Here is a 22,722-nt window from a genome sequence, read left to right on the forward strand (position 1 = left end):
CTGTCAAGCACGATGAAACTGTGGTTGATTATATGCAGGAGCGCGGCCTCCACTCAAACCCATCAAGCCCACAGATTGCAACACCGGACTGAAGGAGATGAGGTTGAGCGCATTTCATGAACGCGACCAGGAAGTCGAGGCCCTCTACGCCAGTCTCAACGCGCCGCGGCCGGTGCTGGTCGTCATCTCTGGCCCTAGCGGCGTCGGCAAAGATTCGGTGATTCAACGGCTGAAGCAAACCGACCATCCTTTTTACTTTGTCGTCACCGCCACCACCCGCCCGAAGCGCCCCAACGAAATCGACGGCGTCGACTATCATTTTGTCTCCGTGGGCGAATTCGCCGAAATGATCGAAAACGACGAGCTGCTCGAATACGCCGTCGTCTACGGAGACTATAAAGGCATCCCCAAAAAGCACGTGCGCGAGGCGCTCGCCAGCGGCAAGGACGTCATCATGCGCATCGATGTGCAGGGCGCCGCCACCATTCGGTCGCTGATCCCGAACGCCGTCACGATCTTCCTGACGGCGGAAAGCGAAGAGGAGTTGGTGCGCCGCCTGCGGCTGCGCAAAACGGAGGAGCCCGACCAGCTCAAGATGCGCATCGTCACAGCGCGTCGCGAATTGCGTCGCTTCACCGAGTTCGACTATGTCGTGATTAACCGCGAAGAGCAGTTGGACGCCGCCGTAGAAACGGTGCTCAGCATCATTCGCGCCGAAAAGAGCCGCGTAGATTGGACGCCGGTGATCTTATGAGAACCATGCCTCCCTCCTATCCTGAAGAGCCGTCCTGGATGGAAGAGCCGCCGCAGTTCTATATCCGGCTCAGCCGCCCGCTTGTCACCCAGACGTTGATGGGCGTCATCCTGGCCGTCTTTGTGATTTCCGTCATGCTGAGCCTGTCCATGTATGGCACGTGGACCTCGCTGACCAGCACCGACATTCGCGTGCTCATCCTGATGGGCGCCAAGGTCAACGAGCGCATTGCAGCCGGTGAGCTGTGGCGCCTGTTGACGCCGATTTTCCTGCACAGCGGCGTCATGCACCTGCTCTTCAACCTCTACGCCCTTTACATCCTTGGCCCCATGCTCGAAGGCTATATCGGCCATGTGCGCTTCTTGACCGTTTTTCTCATCAGCGGGCTATACGGCAGCCTCTTCAGCTATGCGTTGTCCGGCCCTGTTTCCGTCGGGGCCTCCGGCGCCATCTTCGGGCTGTTAGGCGCGATTGCGCTCTTCTTCTTGAGATACCGGGACAACTTCGGCCCGCAGGGCAGGGCAATCTTGCAAAACATGCTGATTGTCCTCGCCCTCAACCTGGTCATCGGCTTCAGCTCGACCTACATCGACAACTGGGGGCACATCGGCGGCCTGATCGGCGGGACGTTTGTGATGCTGGGCCTCATGCCGCGTTACCGTTCGCCCGCCTCGACGCCGGGGATGATCCTTCGCCCCGGCCCGCAGCCGTTGGCCATCGAAGAGCGCAGGCTGGCGGAGATCGCCTGGGTGGTCTTCTGTCTGATCGTCTTTTTTGCGGGCGTCTACGTCGTCACAGTCACCCGCTTCCCATCGATGTGAACGACCTTTCCTATGGAGCCACCTGAGGAGTGAACCATCATGCTCAATGTACGGCGCAGCGGCATCCTGCTGCATCCCACCTCGCTACCCGGCGCATACGGCATCGGAAGCTTCGACCAACACGCCTACCGATGGGTGGACTTTCTAGTGCAGACGCGCCAGACCCTCTGGCAGGTGCTGCCCCTTGGCCCCACCGGCTACGGCGACAGCCCCTATCAGAGCTTCAGCTCCTTCGCGGGCAATCCCTATCTGATCAGCCTGGAGCATCTGGTGCAACTGGGGCTGTTGGAGCAACAAGCGCTCGATGAGGCGCCTGCCTTCCCGCGCCACCGCGTGGACTATGGGGCGATCTATGCGTGGAAACTGCCGCTGTTGCGCCGCGTTGCAAGCGAATTCGACGCGCGCGCTTCCGCCGATCTGCGCAGCGAATTTGAAGCGTTCTGCGCCGAAAACGCCGACTGGCTGGAGGATTTTGCGCTCTTTATGGCGCTCAAGGACGCCCACAACGGCGCGCCCTGGAACCAATGGGAGATGCCGCTGCGCAGCCGCCAACCCGCAGCGCTGGACGCAGCGCGCAAAGAGCACGCCGCCGCCATCGTCAACCACAAGCTCAACCAATGGCTCTTCTATCGGCAGTGGCTGGCGCTCAAGCGCTACGCCAATGACAAAGGCGTCTTTATCATCGGCGACATTCCGATCTTCGTGGCGATGGACAGCAGCGACGCCTGGACCAACCCTGCCGAGTTTTTCCTGGACGACCAATTTCAGCCGACGGTGGTGGCCGGCGTGCCGCCGGATTATTTCAGCGCCACCGGTCAGCTGTGGGGCAATCCACTTTACCGCTGGGACGTGATGAAAGAAAATCGCTACGCGTGGTGGATCCGCCGGATCCGCGCCGCCCTGCGCCTGTACGACATCGTGCGCATCGACCATTTCCGGGGCTTTGCAGGCTACTGGGAAGTGCCGGCGGGCGAGGAGACTGCAGTCAACGGACGCTGGGTGCAGGGGCCGGGCGCCGATTTCTTCCACGCCGTCCAGGCGGAATTGGGGGACGATCTGCCCATCATCGCCGAAGACCTGGGCGAGATCACGCCCGATGTGATCGAGCTGCGCGATCAGTTTGGACTGCCGGGCATGAAGATTCTCCAGTTCGCCTTCAGCACCGACGCCAGCGACAAGTTCCTGCCCCACAATTACACGCGCAACTTTATCGTCTACACCGGCACGCACGACAACGACACCACCTGGGGCTGGTATCGCAACACCGCCACCGACAAAGAACGCGATTACTTCCGCCGCTATTTTCGCACCGACGGCCATGACGCCGCCTGGACGATGATCGCCGGCGCATTTTGGAGCGTGGCGAATACGGCGATTGCTCCCTTGCAAGATGTGTTAAATCTCGGCGGCGAGGCGCGCATGAACCTCCCCGGCCGCGCTTCCGGCAACTGGGCGTGGCGCTTTGTCCCCGAACAGTTGACCGGCCATGTCGCCGAGCGACTGCTGGAAACCACGCTCATCTACGGCCGCGATCCCAAGATTTACGAAGGGAAAGGCCCGGAAGCCGGGGGACAGACCGGCCAGGAACAGAAAGGCATCGGCGGCGGCTGAAATGGCCGTCGCCATCAGCAGGCGGAGTATCCAGCGCCATTTGACCTATGACAACGCGCCTCAGCCGCCTTCAATCCTACACGCTGGTGCTCATCCAGTTCGGTGCGCTGCTTGCGCTTGCCGCAACAGGGCCGTGGATCGCGCGTCATCCTGTGTTCCTGGCCATGGAGATCGCTGCGTTGGCGTTAGGGGGCTGGGCGGTTCTGACCATGCGCATCCGTCGTCTGAGCGTGCTTCCCGATGTGCGCAAAGGGAGCCGCCTGGTGCGCGAAGGCCCGTATCGATGGATTCGCCATCCCATGTACGCTGCAATTTTGCTCGGCGCCTTGGCGCTGGTGCTCGATGCGCCGACGCCGCTGCGCTGGGGCGTTTACGTGGTGTTGGCGGTCGATCTGCTGGTCAAGCTCAACTATGAAGAGCAGTTGTTGGCGGCCGCCTTCCCGGCCTATCGAGCTTATCAAGAGACAAGCAAACGCCTGATCCCGTTCATTTATTGAGGGGAGGAGCGCCGTGTTCGCCAGCTTCGTCTTCACTGCAGTTGCGATCTGCTCAGGAATCGCCTACATCTGGGCGACTTACGCAGGGGGCCCTGCGCTGCGCTATCTCTTCAAGCCGCTGACGACGGCGCTGATCTTGCTGGTTGCGCTGACGTTGCCCGATCCGGTTTCACCGCTCTATCGCATCCTGATCGGAGCGGGCATTCTCTTCTCGCTGGCGGGCGACGTTTTCCTGATGTCGCCCGGGGATTTCTTCCTCTGGGGGCTGGTCAGCTTTCTGATCGCCCATCTCTTTTTCATTGCAGCCTACCTGGAGCAGGCCGGTTTTCGCGTGCACTGGTTCTTCCTAGCCTTGTTTGCGATCTACGGCTTCGTTCTTCTGTATCTGCTCTGGCCGCATGTCGGCGCGCTGCGGCTGCCCGTGCTGATCTATGCGCTTGTCCTGCTGTCCATGGGCTGGCAGGCCGGCGAGCTGTGGTGGAGCATGCGCAGCCTCTCTGCACTGCTGGCGCTGGGCGGCGCGCTGCTCTTTCTTGCGTCCGACTCCATTCTGGCGCTTGACAAATTTCGAGCGCCGATCCCTCATCGCGATCTATGGATCATGAGCAGTTATTACGCCGCCTTGATCTTGATTGCATGGTCCGTGCAGCGCTTTGAACGGGTCTGATCAAACATGACGCCACCTTTGCAAGAGATTGTGCAAAAATTTTTTGAGAGCTCTGTGGGCGAGGCCCTCCTCCAGCAGGCGCTCACCCTGGCCGTTCGCCTGCCGCGGGGGCGTTATGCCGTGCAACGAACGTGCAATGTGCGCATCCCGATGCGCGATGGCGTCAGACTTGCCTGCGATCACTACGCGCCGGTCGGCGTCGAACGAGGGCCGGCGCTTCTGATCCGCACCCCCTATGGCCGCAATGGCCCAGGGCGATCGCTGGCGGAAATGTACGCGCAGGCGTTCGCCACCCATGGCTATCACGTCATCAACCAGGACGTGCGCGGGCGCTTCGATTCGGAGGGGGCGTTCGTCGCCTTTGTGCACGAAAAAGAGGACGGCGTCGACACGCTGGCGTGGATGGGGAGCCAGCCCTGGTGCAACGGCGCCATCGGCATGTGGGGGCCAAGCTACCTGGGCTATGTGCAGTGGGCTGCAGCGGCGGGCAAGTCGCCCTATCTCAAGGCGATTACGCCGATCATCACCCATTCGCACCTGATGGAATACCAAGAGCACGGTTTTCCGCTCGACCTGTTGCTGCGCTGGATGTTCCAGCTTGCGTCCATGACCGATCCGTCGCTGAGCGTGTGGGAGCGCCTCCAACGCATCAACGACGGCGCAGTGCAGGATCGCTTTCTGCGCGCGGCGTTCATGCATCTACCCATGCAGACCGCCGATGAGCTGGTCATCGGCAGGCCGGACGCCCTCTACCGGGAAATGAGCGCAGCCGGCCCCGATCATCCGCTGTGGCGGGAGGTCGATCATCGCGGCGCCGTCGCCGGCGCGCCGCCGGCGCTTTTCGTCAGCGGCTGGTACGATCTTTTCCTCGACGGTTTGCTGGAGGACTATTCCGTCCAGGAGCGGGCCGGCCTGCAACCACGATTGATCGTCGGCCCCTGGCACCACATGGAATACGGATACATGGGCGTCGCTTTTCAGGAGGCGCTGCGCTGGTGCGCCATGCATCTGCGCAACGAACCGGCGACGCAAGCAGAAAAACCGGTGCGTCTCTATGTCATGGGAGCGAACCGGTGGCGAGAGTTCGACCGTTGGCCGCCTCCCTCGCAACCGTTGCGACTCTATTTACACGGCAATGGACTGGCCAAGACCGGTCGGCTGTTCCCGCATCCGTCGCCTGCGGAGGCGTCCGCCGACGTGTACACCTACAACCCTGCGGACCCGACGCCCAATCTCGGCGGCCCCAAACTGGCCAACGGCGCCGGCGCGGTGGACAACCGTCCGCTGGAACGGCGCAGCGATGTGCTTGTCTTTTCCTCGCTTCCGCTGCGAGAGGACGTCGAGTTCATCGGGCCGGTGCAGCTTGAACTGTACGTCCAATCCAATCTCCCGACGGCGGATTTTTTTGCGCGGCTGTGCGTCGTCGAGCGCTCGGGTTATTCGCGCAACATCTGCGACGGCAACTTTCGCGTCGAGCCGGGCCGTGGAGAAGTGCAGCCGGACGGCAGCGTGCGCATCGTCGTAGCCATGTCCTCGACGGCCTGCCGGGTCAACGCCGGCCAGCGCGTGCGACTGCTGGTCGCCAGCGGCGCCCACCCACGCTTTGCGCGCAACCTCGGTTTTCTGGGCAACCAGACGCTGATGACCGAGATGCGCCCCGCCGTTCAAACTGTCTTTCACGACGCCGCCCATCCCTCGGCGCTGGTGCTGCCCATGGTGTAAGCGCCGACAAAGACGCCGCGCCATCCCTTCTCACTCCAAATTGGCGTGGCGCTGCATCATGGCGACGTTGTCCTGCCCGCACTGAGCCGCCAACATCGCCCCGATGCAGAGAAGACAGATCGAGGCCGCCTGCTCGAACGCGTCGGCGAGGGGAAGCCGGGAGCGGGCGGCAGCGTCGCCTTCAGACAGGGCGACTTTGGGGGAGATGGCGGGCAAAATCAAGCTCCTGTCGGCCAAGGCGGCGAGCGGCGTCTCCGGGTCGGTGGTGATCGCCAGCACGCGGGCGCCGAACTCCTTCGCCTTGCGCGTCAAGAGAAGGATGGTCTCCGTGCGTCCGCTTCCGGAGAGGACGATGAGCAGATCGCCGACCTCAATCGCCGGCGTCGTGGCGTCTCCCACCACGTAAGCGCGCAGCCCGATCTGCATGAGACGCATCGCAAACATGCGCAGGATCAACCCGCTGCGGCCCAGACCCAATACAAAGATACGCGGCGCGGCCAGAATCATCGCCGTCGCCTCTTCTACGGTTTCCTCCTGCACACTCGCAAGCGTCGTCGACGTTTCATCGAACACGCACTGCACCCATTCAGAAAATCGCATAGGATCGCTCACTTCCATTGATCTCTGCGCGCCTACGCTTTGAGCTATCGACGTTTCAATGCTATGATTAACCAGTTACTGAACAGGCGTCGAAATCAGAGCGCACGCCGCCGGCCAGAGAAACTTGTGTCTACATACAGGAAGTAGTTTAGAGGAAACCATGTCATTTACAGTAAAAACAGAGCCGCGCGAAAATCGTCAACTCGCGGTCACGATTGAAGTCGATCCAGGGCGGGTCCAACAGGAGCTGCGCAAGGCGGCGGCCAAAATTGCGCAGCAATATGTGATCCCGGGGTTTCGCAAGGGCAAGGCGCCCTATCACATCGTCGTCCAACAGGTGGGCTTGCCCAGCCTCTACTCTGAATTCGTCGACGAGCTGGGCGAGGAATTGTTCCGCAAAGCCATCGAGCAAGAAAACATCCAGCCCTACGCCCAGTCTTCGATCGAGGACATTCAACTCGATCCATTGACCTATAAACTGATCGTGCCGCTGGAGCCGACGGTGAAACTCGGCGACTATCGCTCGCTGCGCGTCGAGGCGGAGCCGGTTGAGATCGACATGGCCGAAGTCGACCGCCGTCTGGAAATGTATCGCGAGGAATATGCCAATTGGCGGGAAGTGGAGCGACCTTGCGTCTACGGCGACCTCATCACGATGGACGTCAAGAGCGTGATCGTGCGCGAGGACGGGGAAGAAAACGCAGAAGACGAAGTGGTGCTCGACGAAACCGACTGGGAGGTCACTCTCGACGAGGAGCATCCCCTCGAGCCGGCCGGTCTCGACAAGGAAATCCTGGGCATGCGCGCCGGCGAAGAAAAGGAGTTTATCCTTTCCTGGCCCGCCGACAGCCAGAGCATCTATGCAGGCAAACAGGCGAAATTCTTCGTGAAAATCAAAAAGGTGGAAGGCTATGAAAAGCCCGAGCTGAACGACGAGTTCGCCAAACTGGTGGGTCCAGACTATGAGACGCTGGAAGACCTGCGCAAAGCCATCGTGGAAAGCCTGACCGAGGAGGCGCGACAGGAAGCGGAGCGCCAATATACGGACAAGGTGCTCGACGCCCTGGTGGAGATCAGCGAGCTGGACTATCCGCCTGTGGTGGTCGAAGATCAGATCGACGCCATGCTCAACGACCTCGATCGACGCATCCGTCAAATGGGGTTGGATGGTTTGGAGGCGTTTCTCCAGCAGACCGGTCAAACCGAAGAGAGTTATCGGGAGCGACTGCGCCCCACTGCAACGCAGATCGCCCGCCGCAACCTTGTTCTCTCCGAAGTGATCCGGCAGGAAGGCATCGAGGCGAGCGAAGAAGAGATCGAGGCCCATGTGCGCCGAATGCTTGGCGCAGACGCAGAAGGCGAAATCGATCCATCCGCGCGCGAACTTGCCGACTTCCTGCGCTTTGGCCCGGGCCGGTCGATGGTGATCAGCCAGATATTGACGGAGAAGGCGATTCAGCTTCTCGTTGCTCTGGCGCGCGGGCAGGAGCCGACCGTCTTCCGGCGAGAAACCGAGGAGGAGCAGACCACCCCTGACTCGTCCGTTGATGCACCTTCCAAAGAGGCCGAGGTTGCCGAAGAGAGAAGCGCAGAAGCCGGCGAGCAACCTGCCCGGGAGGGGTGAGCCTGCGGGCGTTTCTGAGGATTCCGCCGCCTGCTGTGATTTTTCGCGGATTGGGCAGCGAATACGCAGGTCGTCGTCTCCGGCGCGACATGGCTGTGCGCCCAAACCCACAACTACAAGTTGCAGCGCCATCCATTGCCGGATGATTTTGTCGACGCCCTTGAAGCTTCCTGGGAAGGTCAGGCATAGAACGCAAATTCTAATAGAACGCAAACAGGCTAATCGAAGAGCGCTTACATTGGCGGGATCGGAGATAGCGTATCCTGTTTTTCAGGAAGATTTTGTTTACATGAGCGCAGCGCTTCAAATACGCCCGCTCATGGCGGTAACATTCATGTGCATGGAACCATTTTGAAGGCAGGAGAGAGCTTATGATTCATCCAATGAACGTCATCCCGATGGTGATAGACAGTTCCGGCCGTGGGGAGCGCGCCTACGATATTTACAGCCTGTTGCTCAAGGAGCGCATCGTCTTTTTGGGCACGCCGATCAACGATCAGGTGGCGAATTTGATCGTCGCCCAGTTGCTGTATCTGAACGGCGAAGACCCCAATCAGCCGATCAACATGTACATCAACAGCCCGGGCGGCAGCATCTACGCCGGACTGGCGATCTACGACACGATGCAGATGATCTCGGCGCCGGTGGCCACCTACGCCGTCGGCGTGACGGCGAGCATGGGCACCGTCTTGCTGGCTGCGGGCGCAAAGGGCAGACGCTACGCGCTGCCGCACGCCACGATCCATATGCATCCTGCCAGCAGCGGCGCGCAGGGCTACACCGAAGACATGCGCATTGCCATCCGCGAGCAGGAGCGCGTGCAGACGCAGCTCTTCCATCTGGTCGGCAAGCATAGCGGTCACACCTGGAAAGAAATTGAAGAGGAATTCATCCGCGACCGCTATATGAACGCCATTGAGGCGAAAAAGTTTGGCCTGGTGGATCACGTGCTCGGCAACACGGACGATATCGTCGTTGTCACCAAGGAGGGCAGAATTGCCTTTGCGCACGAGCTGCCTGAGCTCACCAACGGCGCGCGCTAAGGCGAGATCGCTCCACAGCGTTTGGCGGCGGTCCTTCGACGGTCGCCGCCAAACGTATAGAGACAACCGGAAGAGATGAACGAAACCACGACACCCCACTGTTCTTTCTGTGGCAAAGATCGTACAGCCGTCAAACGCCTCATCGAAGGAAGCGACGGCGTCTACATTTGTGACGAATGCATTTTGCTGGGCGCCGAAATTTTAACCGAGGAAGGCGTCGTCACAGGCGGCGTGCGCCCGGTGGCGCCTTTGCGCTCTCACGCGCCGCGCATCATCCCCAGCCCGCGCGCCATCGTGGAGCATCTTGACCAGTACGTGATCGGTCAGGAGCGCGCCAAGAAGGTGCTCTCGGTGGCCGTCTACAACCACTACAAACGGGTCTTTGGCAGCGGTGCGGCCGAAACGGCGCACGACGGCGCCGCAACGTCGATCCCTATCGACCCCGACGTCGAATTGTCTAAGAGCAACGTGCTGCTGATCGGCCCCACCGGTAGCGGCAAGACCTTGCTGGCGCAGACGTTGGCCAAGATGCTCGACGTGCCCTTCACCATCGCCGACGCCACCTCGCTCACCGAGGCCGGCTACGTCGGCGAGGACGTGGAAACGATCCTGGTCGGCCTGCTGCAGAACGCCAACTGGGACACCGAACGCGCCGCCTACGGCATCGTCTACATCGATGAGATCGACAAAATTGCGCGCAAGAGCGGCGACAACCCCAGCATCACGCGCGACGTCAGCGGAGAGGGGGTGCAGCAGGCGCTGCTCAAGATCATCGAGGGCAGCATCGTCAATGTGCCGCCGGGTTCAGGGCGCAAACACCCGCAACAGGAATTCATCCAGCTCGACACGCGCAACATTCTCTTTATCTGCGGCGGCGCGTTTGCGCATCTCGCCGAGGTGGTGCGCAAGCGCATTCATCGTCGCGGCGCCCTGGGCTTCGTGGATGAAAACGAAATTCCATTGACGCCTACTCCAGGTCGCGAAGAGCCGGTCGAACCGCCGTTGCCCGAAGACCCGGTCGCACGGCGACGCGAGATGCGTCTGCGTCAGCTCGAAAAGGAGAGCCGCCAGGAGAGCGAGCTGCTAAGCCAGGTGCAGCCCGACGACCTGCTCGCCTATGGCCTGATTCCAGAGTTCGTAGGGCGGTTGCCGGTCATCGTCAGTCTGGATGCGCTCGACCGGCGCACGCTGGTGCGCATTTTGACCGAGCCGCGCAACAGCGTCGTGCGGCAGTTCCAGCGGCTGTTTGCCATGGACAACGTCAAGCTGGAGTTCGAGGAGGCGGCGCTGGAGGCGGTGGCGACCGAAGCCTTCCTGCGCAAAACCGGCGCGCGCGGGCTGCGCAGCATCGTCGAAGAGGCGCTGCTCGATGTCATGTTCGAAATTCCCAGCCGCACGGACATTGTGCGCTGCGTCGTCAACGTGGACGTCTTCACGCAGCGCGCCCAGCCCTTGCTCTTCAACGCCGCCGGACAGCGCGTCTTTCTCAGCCGGGAATACAAGAGCGCAGCCTGATCGACGCCGTTCTGCGCGGGCAAAAGTAAATGCATCGCATGGACGCCTCAGCGCCGTATACGTGCTCATAACATTCTCTTCATTTGAATGTTCGATAATGGAGGAGACGAGGCGTCGCTTGCGCCCGTCTCCTTTTTCTTTTCCGCTTCGGCAGCGGCGCATCTCCGACGGCCCACAGCGCGCCACAGTGGACAACGGTTCGTCCAAGCAGCCTGGCGTGCGCTCTTTTCACGCAAAGGAAGAGACCATGAAAGTGACATTAATGCATTATTCCATTCCGCCGATCGTCGGCGGCGTCGAAAGCGTGCTGGCTCATCATGCGCGTCTGATGGCGGACGATGGACACGACGTCCACATCATCGCCGCGCGCGGCGAGCCGTGGACCGAGGCGATCCCCCTGCAGCGCGCGCCGCTGGTCGATTCGCGCCACGACGAGGTGCTGGCGGTCAAGGCGGAGCTGGATCGCGGGGAAGTGACGCCGCGCTTCGAGGCGCTGCGCAAGGCGATTGCCGCAGAGCTGGCCCCCTTGCTGCGACGCCGCGATATCCTCATCGCTCACAACATCTGCTCGCTGGCAAAGAATCTGGCGCTCACTGCGGCGCTGGCGGAGCTTTACCAGGCGCCGGGCTTTCCTCGCCTGATCCTCTGGCATCATGACCTGGCCTGGACGACCCCGCGCTACCGCAGCGAGCTGCATGACGGCTATCCCTGGGATCTGCTGCGCTGGCAATGGCCCGGCGCAACGCATGTCGTCGTGTCGCAGCTGCGCCGTCGCGAGCTGAGCGAACTGATCGGCGTTCCCCAGGAGGAGATCGCCGTCGTCCCCAACGGCGTCGATCTGGCGGCATTCTACAAGTGGGAGCCGGAAACCCTGGATCTACTGAAGCGCATCGGCGTTGCACACAGGGCGCCGATTTTGCTGCTGCCGGTGCGCCTGACGCCGCGCAAGAACATCGAATTCGCTCTGCAGACGTTGGCGGCGCTGCGACGGCGCATGCCGGACGCCGCTCTGATCGTCACCGGGCCGCTCGGCGCCCACAACCCCGCCAACGTGCGCTATCAGGAGGAGCTGGTCGCCCTGCGCAGCCGGCTCGGTCTGCAAGACGCAGCGATCTTCCTGGCGGAGTGGAGCGAAGCTTTTTTGCCCGACAGCGTCATCGCCGACTTCTATCGCCTCGCCGATGCGCTCTTTTTGCCCAGCTTTGAGGAGGGCTTTGGCATCCCGCTGATCGAGGCGGCGCTGAGTCGAACGCCCATCTTTTGCAGTCGCATCGAGCCGTTGACGGAGCTCGCCCTCGATGACGTTTTCTACTTCGATCCGCAGGGCGACCCGGAGGCGACGGCGGAGCAGGTGGCGCATGCGCTCGGAGACTCCGCCGTTTACCGATTCGCCAGCCGCACGCGCACGTCTTTCACCTGGGAGCAGGTCTATCGACGTCACATTGCTCCCCTTCTCGTAGCGCATCAACATCCAATCGGAGGCGCATAATGTCAGCCAGACATAGTTCTTTCACTCCGTTTCGCACGGCGCTGGTGCCCGTATTGTTGGGGTGCGACGTCACCGCCGCGTTGGCGGCGGCCAGCCAGATCGCCGAAGAAGTGGTGATGGTGGGGCTGGTCGCCGCTTCGCCGGAACGCGGGCTGAGCGCCAACACCAAAGAGGCGCGAGAGCTGCGGCGCCTGATGCGTCAACTGCCGGACGCCGCAGAGCCTGCGCGCCCCAATGTGCGACCGCACAGCCAGGTGCTGGTGGCCGCCGAGCCCTGGCCGGAGCTCGTGCGCTACATCGCCAATCATCCGCCCGATCTGCTGGTGCTGGATTGGCGGAGCCACCCGCAAAGTCTGGGGCTCTCCGTAGAAGACATTCTGCGCGCGCCGCCCTGCGACATTGCGCTGGTGCGCGGGCCGTTCCCCAAGAGGCCGCAGCGCGTGCTGATGCCCTTGCGCGGCGGTCCACACGCCGAACTGGTGGTCAACGTGGGATTAGCGCTGCGCCCGCCTTCGCTGCATGCGCTCCATCTACGCCCCACCCAGACGCCGACGCAGGATCAGGCCTCGTTTGTCGGCCTGAACCGGGTGCTGCGTCAGCTGCCGGAAGTGCGCATGCACTGGCTGGTGACCGACGATCCGGTGGAAGCAATTTTGAAAGAAGCTGCGCAGCACGATCTGGTCATTCTCGGCGCCACAGGCAGACAGCTGGAACAACCTGCATCGCTGGGGCCGGTGGCGGACGCCGTGCTCCACCACTCGCGCACGCCGGTGGTCGTGTTGAAACGCATGCGCCCACTGCCTTTGCCGATGGAGGATGAGATGGCGAGCGCCGGCGCCATTTCAATTCTCGTCGACAAATGGTTCGCCGAGAACACCTTCAGCGCCGAGGAATTCGCCGATCTGGAGGAGCTGGCGGCGATCAAACGCAAAAAGGGGCTGACGATCAGCCTGGCGTTGCCGGCGCTCAATGAGGAAGAAACGGTCGGCAACGTCATCGCCACCGTCAAACGCGCCTTGATGGACGACGCGCCGCTGCTTGATGAGATCGTGTTGATCGACTCCGATTCCACCGACCGCACGCGCGAGATTGCGGCGGCGCTGGGAGTGCCCGTCCATATCCATCAACAGATTTTGCCTCAGTATGGCGCTCGCCGCGGCAAGGGCGAGGCGCTCTGGAAGAGCCTCTACGTCACGCGCGGGGACATCATTGCCTGGATCGACACCGACATCGTCAACATTCACCCACGCTTTGTCTACGGCATCGTCGGCCCGCTGATCCTGAACGAACGGGTGCAACTGGTCAAAGGCTTCTATCGTCGGCCCTTGCGCGTCGGCGATAAAGTGCAGGCGGGCGGCGGCGGGCGCGTCACCGAGCTGATGGCGCGGCCGCTCATCAACCTCTTCTTCCCCGAGCTTTCCGGCGTCATCCAGCCGCTGTCGGGCGAGTATGCAGGGCGACGCTCCGCGCTGGAACAGATCGTCTTCTATTCCGGTTACGGCGTCGAGACCGGCATGTTGATCGACATCTTTGAAAAATTCGGGCTGTCCGCCATCGCCCAAGTCGATCTGCTCGAGCGCATTCATCACAACCAACCGTTGGAGGCGTTGAGCAAGATGGCCTTCGTCATCCTGCAGACGGTGATGTACAAGCTGGAAAAGCGCTTTGGCGTCTCGATCCTGGACAATCTCAATCGCACCATGAAGCTGGTGCGCTACTCGCGCGGCAATTACTATCTGGAGGTCGAAGAGGTGGTGGAGCAGGAGCGCCCGCCCATGATCACCCTGCCGGAGTATCTGCAAGCGCACAAAGCGCAGAGGGACGCGCAAGCGGTGCAAAACCACCACGCTCACGGACAACCGCCGCACGGGCAATCGCTTCCTGAACAACAAGGGGTGAGCACCCATGACTGAATTCTGGCTGGTGCGCCATGGGCAGACCGATTGGAATCTGCAAGGGCGCTATCAAGGGCAGGCGGACCCGCCGCTGAACGAAACAGGCGTCCAACAGGCGCAGGCCGCGGCGGAAGCGCTGGCCGGCCGTTGTTACGCTGCGCTCTACAGCAGCGACCTCGAACGCGCCCGCGTCACCGCCGAGATCATCGCCAGGCGCCTGGGGCTGGAGGTCATCGTCGATCCTCGCCTGCGCGAGGTGAATCAGGGCGCGTGGGAAGGGCTGCTCGTTACAGAAATTCAAGAGCGCTATCCGCTAGAATGGGAGGCGCGGCAGCGGGATCGTCTCCGCTTTCGCGCCCCGGGCGGCGGCGAGAGCGTAGAGGACGTGGCGGCGCGCATCTGGGCGGCGATGGACGACATCGCCCGGCGCCATCCTTGCGAGGCTGTGATCGTGGTGTCGCATGGCCTGGCGTTGGCGACGATGCTCTGCCGCGTGCAGAACATTCCGCTTGCGCAGGCGCGGGAGCTGATCCCGGACAACGCGGAGATTGTGCGCCTGGAATGGAATCCGCCCTTTGCGCAATGAGCGCGGCCCTCACCCCCTGGCCCCCTCTCCCAGCATTGGGAGAGGGGGAAGAGAGCGCCGGAGCTGCGGCTCGCAGCCGCAGGTTCTGGCACACCGTCACGTCACGCCGGAGGCGATGCTCTGTGCTGCCCATTCGCCGATGCAGGGGCGAGCGTTTTTGACGGAGGATTACAGAGGAGAAGATCGATGGACACCCTTCCCCTTCAGTCTCCTTATCTGGAGATGCTGAAAAATCGCGTCAACCTGTTCAAAGTGCCCTTCAGCGACCGCGGCTCGCGGCTGATGGTCTTTCGCAAAAACCATCACCTCAGCGTGCGCCTGGCCGAACGCTGGTTCAAACTGGACAGTCAGCTCTCCGGCTATCGCAGCCGCGAGCCGATCGTCAACGAATGGACGTTGACCGACGCCAATGGCGCTGCGCTGCCCATCGAGACGACCACCTATCCCCATTGCGTCGAAATTCACAACGCCAATGGCCTCTATCGCCTCGTGTTCGTCGATCAGGAGACGCTGCTCATGACGCTGCCGGCGGGCGTGCACGGCGTGCGCTTTCGCGTCTCCACCGCCGATGAGGCGCAGCCAGATCGCCGCGGAGGGGTGCTGAGGCTGAACCGCGCCATCCGTCGCGCCATCGCCTACACCACCGACGCGCGCATTTTGCAGCATGACATTCACGACAACAACGGCGGCCGTCTGGTGGAATTGAGGCTTGACTGTCCTGGCGGGGGGCGGCTGATGCTCAACATCACCCCGCGGCTGGGCTTCAACCGCCATCTTCCCGACGCGGCCGCCGCCATCCATGCGGCGGCGCAGCGCTGGCATGACTGGTTCGCCGCCGCGCCGCCCGTCGCCGGGCCATTTCGCGCCCAATACTATTTCGCCTGGCTGGTGATGCGCACCGGCCTGATCTCCTCGCGTTTCTACACGACGCGGGAGGCGATGACGCCTTCCAAGATTCATTACGTCGGCGTCTGGCAGTGGGACGCCTATTTCCATGCGCTCGCCTATCGCCACGTCGAGCCCAAGCTGGCGCAGGATCAGATTCGCATCGTGCTCGACCACCAGCGCGAGGACGGCATGATCCCGGACGCCATCCACGACGAAGGCGTCGTCACCCACCTCAATTTTCCCGTGGAGGCCGACGTCACCAAGCCGCCGTTGCTGGCATGGGCGGCCTGGAAACTTTACGAAATGGACCATGACCGCGAGTTCCTGGAAGAGATCTACGAGCCGGTCGTGCGCTGGAACCGTTGGTGGTTCGAGCGCAACGACCTTGACGGCGACGGCCTGCCTGAATATCAGCATCCCTTCTCATCCGGCCTCGACGACAGCCCGCTGTGGGATGAGGGCATGCCGGTGACCTCGCCCGATCTCAACACCTATCTGGTGCTTCAGGAGGAGGCGCTGGCGCGGATTGCGGGCGAGATCGGCCTAGAGGAGGACGTCGAGCTCTGGCAAGGGCGCGCCGAACGTCTGACGCAGCGCATGCTCGAACGCCTCTGGGATGCGGAGGCGGGGCTTTTCTGGGCGAAACGCCAGGGCCAACCCGTGCGCGTCGTCACGCCTTTCAACCTCTTTCCTCTGCTCACCGGTCGATTGCCGGGCGCCATCACCGCCCGCCTGCTCGCGCGCCTCACCGATCCTCAGGAGTTCTGGACGCGCTATCCCGTGCCCACGGTCGCCATCAACGACCCCAAATACGAACCGCTGACCATGTGGCGCGGCCCTTCTTGGGTGAACATCAACTATTTGTTGATCGAGGGGTTGCAGCGCATCGGGCAGCACGCCATCGCCGCCGAGCTGCGGCGACGCACGCTGGAGATGATCTCCAACCACGACGACATCTACGAGTATTACCATCCCGAGACCGGTGAGGTTCCACCCAAGGCGGCGCCGCTTTTTGGCTGGTCTTCGGCGCTCTTCATCGAGATGGCGATCGAGGAGTCGAAGGTTCTCGCCGAATCTGCATCCCCGTGAGGCGGCGCTTCAAGCACCGGCACCGGCGTCTCTCTGCGCCAACAAAGCGCGGTGGACTCTCTGGTCGGTCGCCGGCAGAGGGAGCGTCTCCACCTCGTCCAGCTCCAACCAGCGCCAGTCCAGGCAGCCGAGCGCCTGCGGCGAGCCTCCGACATGGCGGGCGTGAAAAGCGTGCAGGGTGATGCGAAAGTGGGTGTAGGCGTGTTTGACTGTGGTCAGGGGCTCGAGCACGGCGATCTCGATCCCCAGCTCCTCATTGATCTCGCGACGCAGGCAGGCGGCCAGGTCTGCATCTTGCGGCTCTCGCTTGCCGCCGGGGAACTCCCACAGTCCGCCCAGCATGCCCTCGGGCGGACGCTGCGCCATCAGCAGCTTGGAGCGGAATGGCTCGCCCGCCCAAATCACGCCGGCGGCCACGTCATAGTGGGGCGTCTTGGGGCGCGCCAGACGAACCGGTCGCGCGTGCTGCACGCCTTGCTGCGCGGCCTGACAAAATTCCCTCAACGGACAGAGGAGGCAGCGCGGATTCTGCGCAGTGCATACGGTGGCGCCTAACTCCATCAGCGCTTCGTTGCAGTCGCCCGCCCTTCCCGGCGGCGCTGCTTCGACGATGCGGCGCGCCAGCGCCCACAGTTCACGCACTACTGCGCCATCGTCGATCGGCCGCTCGATGTTGAACAACCGCGCCAACACGCGGCGAACGTTGCCATCGAGGATCGGCTCCGGCTGATTGTAGGCAATGCTGAGGATGGCGCCGACGGTGTACTCGCCGACGCCGGGAAGCGCCAGCAGCGCGCTGCGGTCGGCGGGAATTTCTCCGTTGTGGCGCTCGACGATCAGCTGCGCAGCTCGATGCAGGTTACGCGCTCGTGCATAATAGCCCAGCCCCTCCCAGAATTTGAGCACCTCCTGCAGGTCGGCGGCGGCCAACGCCTGGACGGTGGGGAAGCGCGCCATCCAGCGCCGAAAGTACGGCTCCACCGTCTCCACGCGCGTCTGCTGCAACATGATCTCGCTGATCCAGACGGCGTACGGATTGCGCGCGCCGGCGCGTGCGTCTCGCCAGGGCAACGCGCGCTGATGGTCTGCACACCAGTCGATCAGGCGCGCGGCGATCTGTGCGAAAGGAGGCGCATCCATTGCGAAAATTCACCAGCAGGGAGTGGGAAACGCGCTATTGCGGGACGTTGAGCGGGGAAAACAGGCACTGTCCCAGCAAAGTCATCGCAAAAAATGCAGCGATCAACATCCACATCCAACTGGGAAAGCCGCCGGTCTGCGTGCGCTTCTTGGGCGGTTTGGGTTTCGGCAGCGGCGTCTGACAACGCCAGCAGACCTCTTTATCGTCAGGATTCCAGGTCTTGCAGTTTGGGCAGTCCATGTAAATTGCTCCTCGTGCTGCGCAGTACACAGGTATCGTAGCACAACCGTGATATGGATGCGAAACTGTCTCAAGTCTCAAGAATCGGTTTGCAGATTTGGAGATGCGATTTCATAATGGGCGATATGACCGCCATCGAACTGCTCAATCAAACGAACTTTCGCCGCAGGCTGGATCAGTGCATCCACTGCGGCCTGTGTTTGCCCGCCTGTCCGACCTACGCCGTCGATCAACGGGAGGCCGACAGCCCGCGCGGGCGCATCGCCTTGATGCGCGCCGCGGCTGAAGGGCGGATCGGGCTGGAAGGGGCCTTCGAGGAGCACATCGAGCTGTGTCTCGGCTGTCGCGCCTGCGAGACGGCCTGTCCTTCGGGCGTTCAGTATGGTCTGCTGCTCGAAACGGCGCGAGCCGCCCTGGCGCAGGAAAAGGCGCGCACGAGACGCGCACAGCTCGCAGACTTGGTGCAACGGATAGGGTTGCGCAGCTTGCTGCCCCATCGTCGTCGCCTGCGCTGGCTGGCGCGCGGGGTGTGGCTCTATCAACGCCTTGGCCTCGCCCGCTTGGCGCAATGGGCGCTTCCACATCTGCCGCCTGCCCTGACCACGATGGAGGGAATGACGCCGCCCGTCAATTTAAATTTCCTAGACCTTTCACAGCCTGCGCCTGCGCTTGGCCCCAGGCAAGGCAAAGTCGCCTTTTTTGTCGGCTGCGTGCAGGACGCGTTTTTAGCCGGCGTCAATCGCGCCACGGTGCGCGTGCTGCAGCGCAACGGCTATGAGGTGCACTTTCCGCCAGCGCAGACCTGCTGCAACGCCGCCGCACTCCACAGCGGCGACGTCGAATTTGCACGTGCGCTGGCGCGGCGCAACATCGACGCCTTCGCCGACGGGGACTTTGCCGCAATCCTCAACAACGCCGGCGGCTGCGGCGCAGCCCTTAAAGGCTACGACCACCTGCTGGCGGATGATCCGCTCTATGCAGACCGCGCCCGAAGCTTTGTCGCCAAAGTCAAAGACATCCATGAATTTCTGGCCGACCACCTGCACCATCCGCCCACCGGCCATATCCAGGCGCGCGTCGTCTACGTTGACTCGTGCCATCTCCGCCATGGGCAGAAAGTCGTCGGTCCGCCGCGTGCGCTGCTGCGCGCCATCCCCGGCGTCGATCTGGTCGAATTGCAGCAGCCGGACATGTGCTGCGGCAGCGCCGGCGTCTACAACCTGTTGCAGCCGGAGATGGCCAATCAGGTGCTCGACGCCAAGCTGGCCGATGTGCGCAGCGCTCACGCCAATATCATCGCCACGGCGAACACCGGATGTTATCTGCAGATGATCTACGGAGTCAAACGAGCAGGGTTGAACGCCACGGTCATGCACGTCGTCGAGCTGCTGGAGCGGGCGTACACCAATTAATGCTGATGCGCAGCTCCATAAATGTCTTGTTGGTTGGTGAGGATTCCCACCCTCGTCGATGCAACCTGCACACCGGATGCGGCGCTGATTCATATACGCGCCGCTTGACTTCAGTGCGTGATGCGCGTTCCGTGCGTTCGACCTGTCTCGCGCAACACGCATCACGCACCAACTCATCCCAAGCAGAACCTGTTCACGCTCCACGACGAATCTCGCCGAGCGATCTCATCCCGCCACGGGCAGCGCCTCAACGGCGGCGCGTTCGATGGGCAGCCCTCGCTTGTAGCGCTCCATGAACGCCGCAAAACCGTCGACGTCGCGCGGATCCGGCGCCAGGGTGACGGCCTTCTGGCCGGCGAAGACCCTGTCAGCTAGATAGGCTTCCAGCGACTCGTTCGCCTGGCGATAGAGCATGTAGGCCGCCAGCAGCGCAATGCCCCACGCGCCGCCCTCGCCGGCGGTCTCCATCACCGAGACGGGCACGTTCATCGCCGCGGCCATGACGCGCTGGCCGACCTCCCGCGTCTTGAAGAAGCCGCCGTGGCCGAGGATCTGGTCGATCTGCACCCGCTCCTGTTCGAAGAGAATGTCCAGCCCGATGCGCAGCGCGCCGAGCGAGGCGAAGAGATGCGTGCGCATGAAGTTGGCCAGTGTGAAGCGGCTCGTCGGCGTGCGTACGAAGAGCGGGCGGCCTTCCTCCATGTGCGTGATGTGCTCGCCTGACACGTAGTTGTACGCCAGCAGCCCGCCGCCGTCGGCGTCGCCCGCCAGCGCCAGCCTGTAGAGCGTTTCGTACAACTTAGACTCGCTCACTTCCACGCCGATGGCCTGGGTGAACTCCTGGAAGAGGTCGATCCAGGCGTTGAGATCGGAGGTGCAGTTGTTGCTGTGCACCATCGCCACCGGCTTGCCCGTAGGCGTCGTCACGATGTCGATCTCCGGGTAGACCCTGGAGAGCGGCTTTTCGAGCACGATCATGGCGAAGACAGAGGTGCCCGCCGAGACGTTGCCGGTGCGCTCCGCTACGCTGTTGGTGGCGACCATGCCGGTTTCGGCGTCGCCTTCGGGCGGGCAGAGTGGAATGCCCGGTTGCAGCTCGCCACTGGGATCGAGCAGCCGCGCACCCTCGGGCGTGAGCTTCCCGGCCGGCTCGCCCGCCACCAGCACTCTGGGCAGAATGTCCGGCAGCCGCCACGGGAGATTCTGCGCCGCCAACAGCGCATTGAACTGCTCGATCTTGCGCGCGTCGTAGTCGTTCGTGGCGCTGTCGATGGGAAACATGCCCGAAGCCTCGCCGACGCCCAGCACCTTCTCGCCGGTCAGCTTCCAATGCACGTAGCCGGCCAGCGTGGTGAGGTGACGGATGTCCTTGACATGCGGCTCCTGATTCAAGATGGCCTGCCAGAGATGCGCAATGCTCCAGCGCTGCGGGATGTTGAACTGAAATAGCTCGGTGAGCTGGGCTGCGGCCTGGCCGGTGATCGTGTTGCGCCAGGTGCGGAAGGGGGCAAGCAGGTTTCCTGCCTGGTCGAAGGGCATGTAGCCGTGCATCATGCCGCTGAAGCCGATGGCGCCGACCGTGCGCAGCGAGACATTGTACTGTGCCTGCACCGTCGCGCGCAGGTCGCGGAAACACGCCTGCAAGCCGTTCCAAACGTCGTCGAGGCTGTAGGTCCAGACGCCGTTTTCGTAGCGATTTTCCCATTCGTGGCTGCCCGATGCAAGCGGCGCATGGTCTGGGCCGATCAACACCGCCTTGATGCGCGTCGAGCCGAATTCGATGCCGAGGGCAGTCTGTCCCTTTTCGATGGCGTTGCGAATATCGCTGGTATTCATCGGAAAACTCCTATCATTCGTGGAAGATCATTTTGATTTTGTTTGAAGTCGCTTCGTAGGGAGTATGCTTACAAGATACACGATATGCCCGCCATCATCAAGCGCAACATGGCGACTGATAAAGTCTCTGAAGGAGAGATCGAGGAGGAGCCAGCCGCCGCCAGAAGTTGAGACGTCCTGGCTGATAAAAAACGGTTAGAAACCGGTCTCTGTTGCCAGAGGCCGGTTTCTAACCGACGGCGATTCCCGCCGCGTCACTTGCAGCGATGCCTACGCGCTCGCCCCGGATGTCAGCGACACCGGTTTTGCCTCCGGCCCGCCGTTCGTCCAGCCGTTCGCCGCCGCCCAGCCCTCTTTTGCGACGCGCAGGCAGAAGTCCACCACCTTGGCCGGAATGTTGACGCCGGTCGGCGCGATGCTGTTGCGGAACTCCATCGTGTAGTTCACTTCATTGACCAACAGCCCGCGCTCCGGGTCCTCGAAGACGTCGATCGCCACCACGCCGCCGCCGACCGCCTTCGCCGCCCGCACGCAGAGGTCGTTGAGCTCCGGCGTCACCGGGCAATTGCTGGCCTTGCCCCCGCGCGCCGTGTTGGTGATCCAGTGATCGGAGGTGCGATAGATGGCAGCGATGGTCTCGTCGCCGACGACAAAGGCGCGAATGTCGCGCAGCGGCTTGTGGATGTATTCCTGGATGTAGAAGATCGAATGATGATAAGAGCCGAGCACTTCCTTGTGCTCCAAAATCGCCTCGGCGGCCTCGCGGTCGTTGATCTTGCTGAGCAGACGCCCCCAGGAGCCCACCGCCGGCTTGAGCACGACCGGATAGCCGAGCATCTCGATGGCTTCGAGAGCGCTCTCCTGCGTGTAGGCGACCAGGCAGCGCGGCTGCGGCACGCCGGCCGCGGTCAGCGCGCTGGTGGTCTGCAGCTTGTTGCCGCAGTTGTCCGCCACCAGCGCAGTGTTGACCGTCTTGACGCCCTGGTCGTTGAGGATGCGCAGGCTGTAGAGTGCGCGCCCATGGCTGATGCAGCGCTCGACGATGACATCGAAGTCTCGAAAGCGCCGGCCGTCTCCCCGAGCCGTGATGTCAAAGATCAACGTGTTGTCGTCGATCAGCTCGAGATCGACTCCACGGCGGTCGAACTCCTCAAAGAGCAGCTTCTCCTCGGCGCGCACGCGCGAGTAGAGAACCCCCACCTTCATCTTACTCACCCCAGTCTTCCTCTTCTTCCGGCGCCGGCGCCAGCTCGATCGGGTCGATGTTGACGACTTCCAGGTCGACGCCGCAC

Annotated in this window: 20 protein-coding genes (1 of these 20 only partly in view); 14 read left to right on the forward strand and 6 right to left on the reverse strand. The window is 62.5% G+C overall.

What is annotated here, in order from left to right:
• Window positions 1–103 precede the first annotated feature (103 nt).
• From Q0367_RS01895 to Q0367_RS01920, 6 genes are read left to right on the forward strand one after another with little or no spacing between them, the layout of a single operon-like run.
• A complete protein-coding gene (locus tag Q0367_RS01895; protein ID WP_333888993.1) occupies window positions 104–754 on the forward strand; it encodes a guanylate kinase in 651 nt (216 codons plus the stop codon).
• Window positions 751–1,575 (forward strand): rhomboid family intramembrane serine protease, encoded by an 825-nt coding sequence (locus Q0367_RS01900; RefSeq protein WP_297630053.1) that lies wholly within the window; start codon window positions 751–753, stop codon window positions 1,573–1,575. Before Q0367_RS01895 ends, Q0367_RS01900 begins: the two co-directional genes overlap by 4 nt.
• Before the next feature lie 39 nt (window positions 1,576–1,614).
• Complete coding sequence (gene malQ, locus Q0367_RS01905) at window positions 1,615–3,186, forward strand: 4-alpha-glucanotransferase (protein WP_297630055.1); 1,572 nt, start codon at window positions 1,615–1,617, stop codon at window positions 3,184–3,186.
• A 47-nt stretch (window positions 3,187–3,233) separates the two neighbouring features.
• Window positions 3,234–3,683 (forward strand): isoprenylcysteine carboxylmethyltransferase family protein, encoded by a 450-nt coding sequence (locus Q0367_RS01910; protein WP_297630057.1) that lies wholly within the window; start codon window positions 3,234–3,236, stop codon window positions 3,681–3,683.
• A 13-nt stretch (window positions 3,684–3,696) separates the two neighbouring features.
• Window positions 3,697–4,350 (forward strand): lysoplasmalogenase, encoded by a 654-nt coding sequence (locus tag Q0367_RS01915; RefSeq protein WP_297630059.1) that lies wholly within the window; start codon window positions 3,697–3,699, stop codon window positions 4,348–4,350.
• Between the two features lie 54 nt (window positions 4,351–4,404).
• Window positions 4,405–6,072 carry a CocE/NonD family hydrolase gene (locus Q0367_RS01920; protein WP_297630061.1) on the forward strand — a complete coding sequence of 556 codons (1,668 nt, stop codon included), beginning with the start codon at window positions 4,405–4,407 and terminating at the stop codon, window positions 6,070–6,072.
• Between the two features lie 30 nt (window positions 6,073–6,102).
• On the opposite strand, the gene hxlB is transcribed toward Q0367_RS01920, so the two are convergent.
• A complete protein-coding gene (gene hxlB, locus Q0367_RS01925; RefSeq protein WP_297630066.1) occupies window positions 6,103–6,672 on the reverse strand; it encodes a 6-phospho-3-hexuloisomerase in 570 nt (189 codons plus the stop codon).
• Between the two features lie 160 nt (window positions 6,673–6,832).
• On the opposite strand from hxlB, the gene tig reads away from it, so the two are divergent.
• The 7 genes from tig to Q0367_RS01960 all read left to right on the forward strand — a co-directional run bounded on the left by tig (window position 6,833) and on the right by Q0367_RS01960 (window position 16,801).
• A complete protein-coding gene (tig, locus tag Q0367_RS01930; protein ID WP_297630067.1) occupies window positions 6,833–8,296 on the forward strand; it encodes a trigger factor in 1,464 nt (487 codons plus the stop codon).
• 371 nt (window positions 8,297–8,667) lie between these two features.
• Window positions 8,668–9,339 (forward strand): ClpP family protease, encoded by a 672-nt coding sequence (locus Q0367_RS01935; protein ID WP_297630068.1) that lies wholly within the window; start codon window positions 8,668–8,670, stop codon window positions 9,337–9,339.
• A 75-nt stretch (window positions 9,340–9,414) separates the two neighbouring features.
• Window positions 9,415–10,854, forward strand: coding sequence for an ATP-dependent Clp protease ATP-binding subunit ClpX (gene clpX / locus Q0367_RS01940; RefSeq protein ID WP_297630070.1), 1,440 nt, complete (start codon window positions 9,415–9,417; stop codon window positions 10,852–10,854).
• A gap of 247 nt (window positions 10,855–11,101) precedes the next feature.
• On the forward strand, window positions 11,102–12,343 hold the full coding sequence (locus Q0367_RS01945; RefSeq protein WP_298980723.1) for a glycosyltransferase family 4 protein: 1,242 nt from the start codon (window positions 11,102–11,104) through the stop codon (window positions 12,341–12,343).
• Window positions 12,343–14,256, forward strand: coding sequence for a glucosyl-3-phosphoglycerate synthase (locus Q0367_RS01950; RefSeq protein WP_298980724.1), 1,914 nt, complete (start codon window positions 12,343–12,345; stop codon window positions 14,254–14,256). Before Q0367_RS01945 ends, Q0367_RS01950 begins: the two co-directional genes overlap by 1 nt.
• On the forward strand, window positions 14,249–14,824 hold the full coding sequence (locus tag Q0367_RS01955) for a histidine phosphatase family protein (RefSeq protein WP_297630077.1): 576 nt from the start codon (window positions 14,249–14,251) through the stop codon (window positions 14,822–14,824). Before Q0367_RS01950 ends, Q0367_RS01955 begins: the two co-directional genes overlap by 8 nt.
• Window positions 14,825–15,010: 186 nt before the next feature.
• Complete coding sequence (locus tag Q0367_RS01960; protein ID WP_298980725.1) at window positions 15,011–16,801, forward strand: amylo-alpha-1,6-glucosidase; 1,791 nt, start codon at window positions 15,011–15,013, stop codon at window positions 16,799–16,801.
• Between the two features lie 9 nt (window positions 16,802–16,810).
• Here Q0367_RS01960 and mutY read toward each other — a convergent pair whose 3' ends face one another.
• Both mutY and Q0367_RS01970 read right to left on the reverse strand, forming a co-directional pair.
• The gene (gene mutY / locus Q0367_RS01965) at window positions 16,811–17,941 is read right to left on the reverse strand and encodes an A/G-specific adenine glycosylase (RefSeq protein WP_297630083.1); all 1,131 of its coding nucleotides are present in this window, start codon (window positions 17,939–17,941) and stop codon (window positions 16,811–16,813) included.
• A 34-nt stretch (window positions 17,942–17,975) separates the two neighbouring features.
• Entirely contained in the window at window positions 17,976–18,182 is a 207-nt protein-coding gene (locus Q0367_RS01970) for a hypothetical protein (RefSeq protein WP_297630086.1), read from the reverse strand.
• A 125-nt stretch (window positions 18,183–18,307) separates the two neighbouring features.
• Between Q0367_RS01970 and Q0367_RS01975 the strand changes: the two genes are divergently transcribed.
• The gene (locus tag Q0367_RS01975; protein WP_298980726.1) at window positions 18,308–19,594 is read left to right on the forward strand and encodes a (Fe-S)-binding protein; all 1,287 of its coding nucleotides are present in this window, start codon (window positions 18,308–18,310) and stop codon (window positions 19,592–19,594) included.
• A gap of 225 nt (window positions 19,595–19,819) precedes the next feature.
• Here Q0367_RS01975 and Q0367_RS01980 read toward each other — a convergent pair whose 3' ends face one another.
• The 3 genes from Q0367_RS01980 to lysW form a co-directional block, all read right to left on the reverse strand.
• A complete protein-coding gene (locus Q0367_RS01980) occupies window positions 19,820–21,430 on the reverse strand; it encodes a xylulokinase (protein ID WP_298980727.1) in 1,611 nt (536 codons plus the stop codon).
• Between the two features lie 270 nt (window positions 21,431–21,700).
• Window positions 21,701–22,636, reverse strand: coding sequence for a lysine biosynthesis protein LysX (lysX, locus tag Q0367_RS01985; RefSeq protein ID WP_298980751.1), 936 nt, complete (start codon window positions 22,634–22,636; stop codon window positions 21,701–21,703).
• Between the two features lies 1 nt (window position 22,637).
• On the reverse strand, window positions 22,638–22,722 hold the 3' end of the coding sequence (gene lysW, locus Q0367_RS01990; protein WP_297630127.1) for a lysine biosynthesis protein LysW. 101 nt of this gene lie beyond the right edge of the window; only the last 85 of its 186 coding nucleotides appear in the window; the start codon falls outside the window, past its right edge; its stop codon occupies window positions 22,638–22,640.

It is taken from the genome of uncultured Caldilinea sp. (genome assembly GCF_937128415.1).
In the GTDB taxonomy this organism is placed as follows: Bacteria; Chloroflexota; Anaerolineae; order Caldilineales; family Caldilineaceae; genus Caldilinea.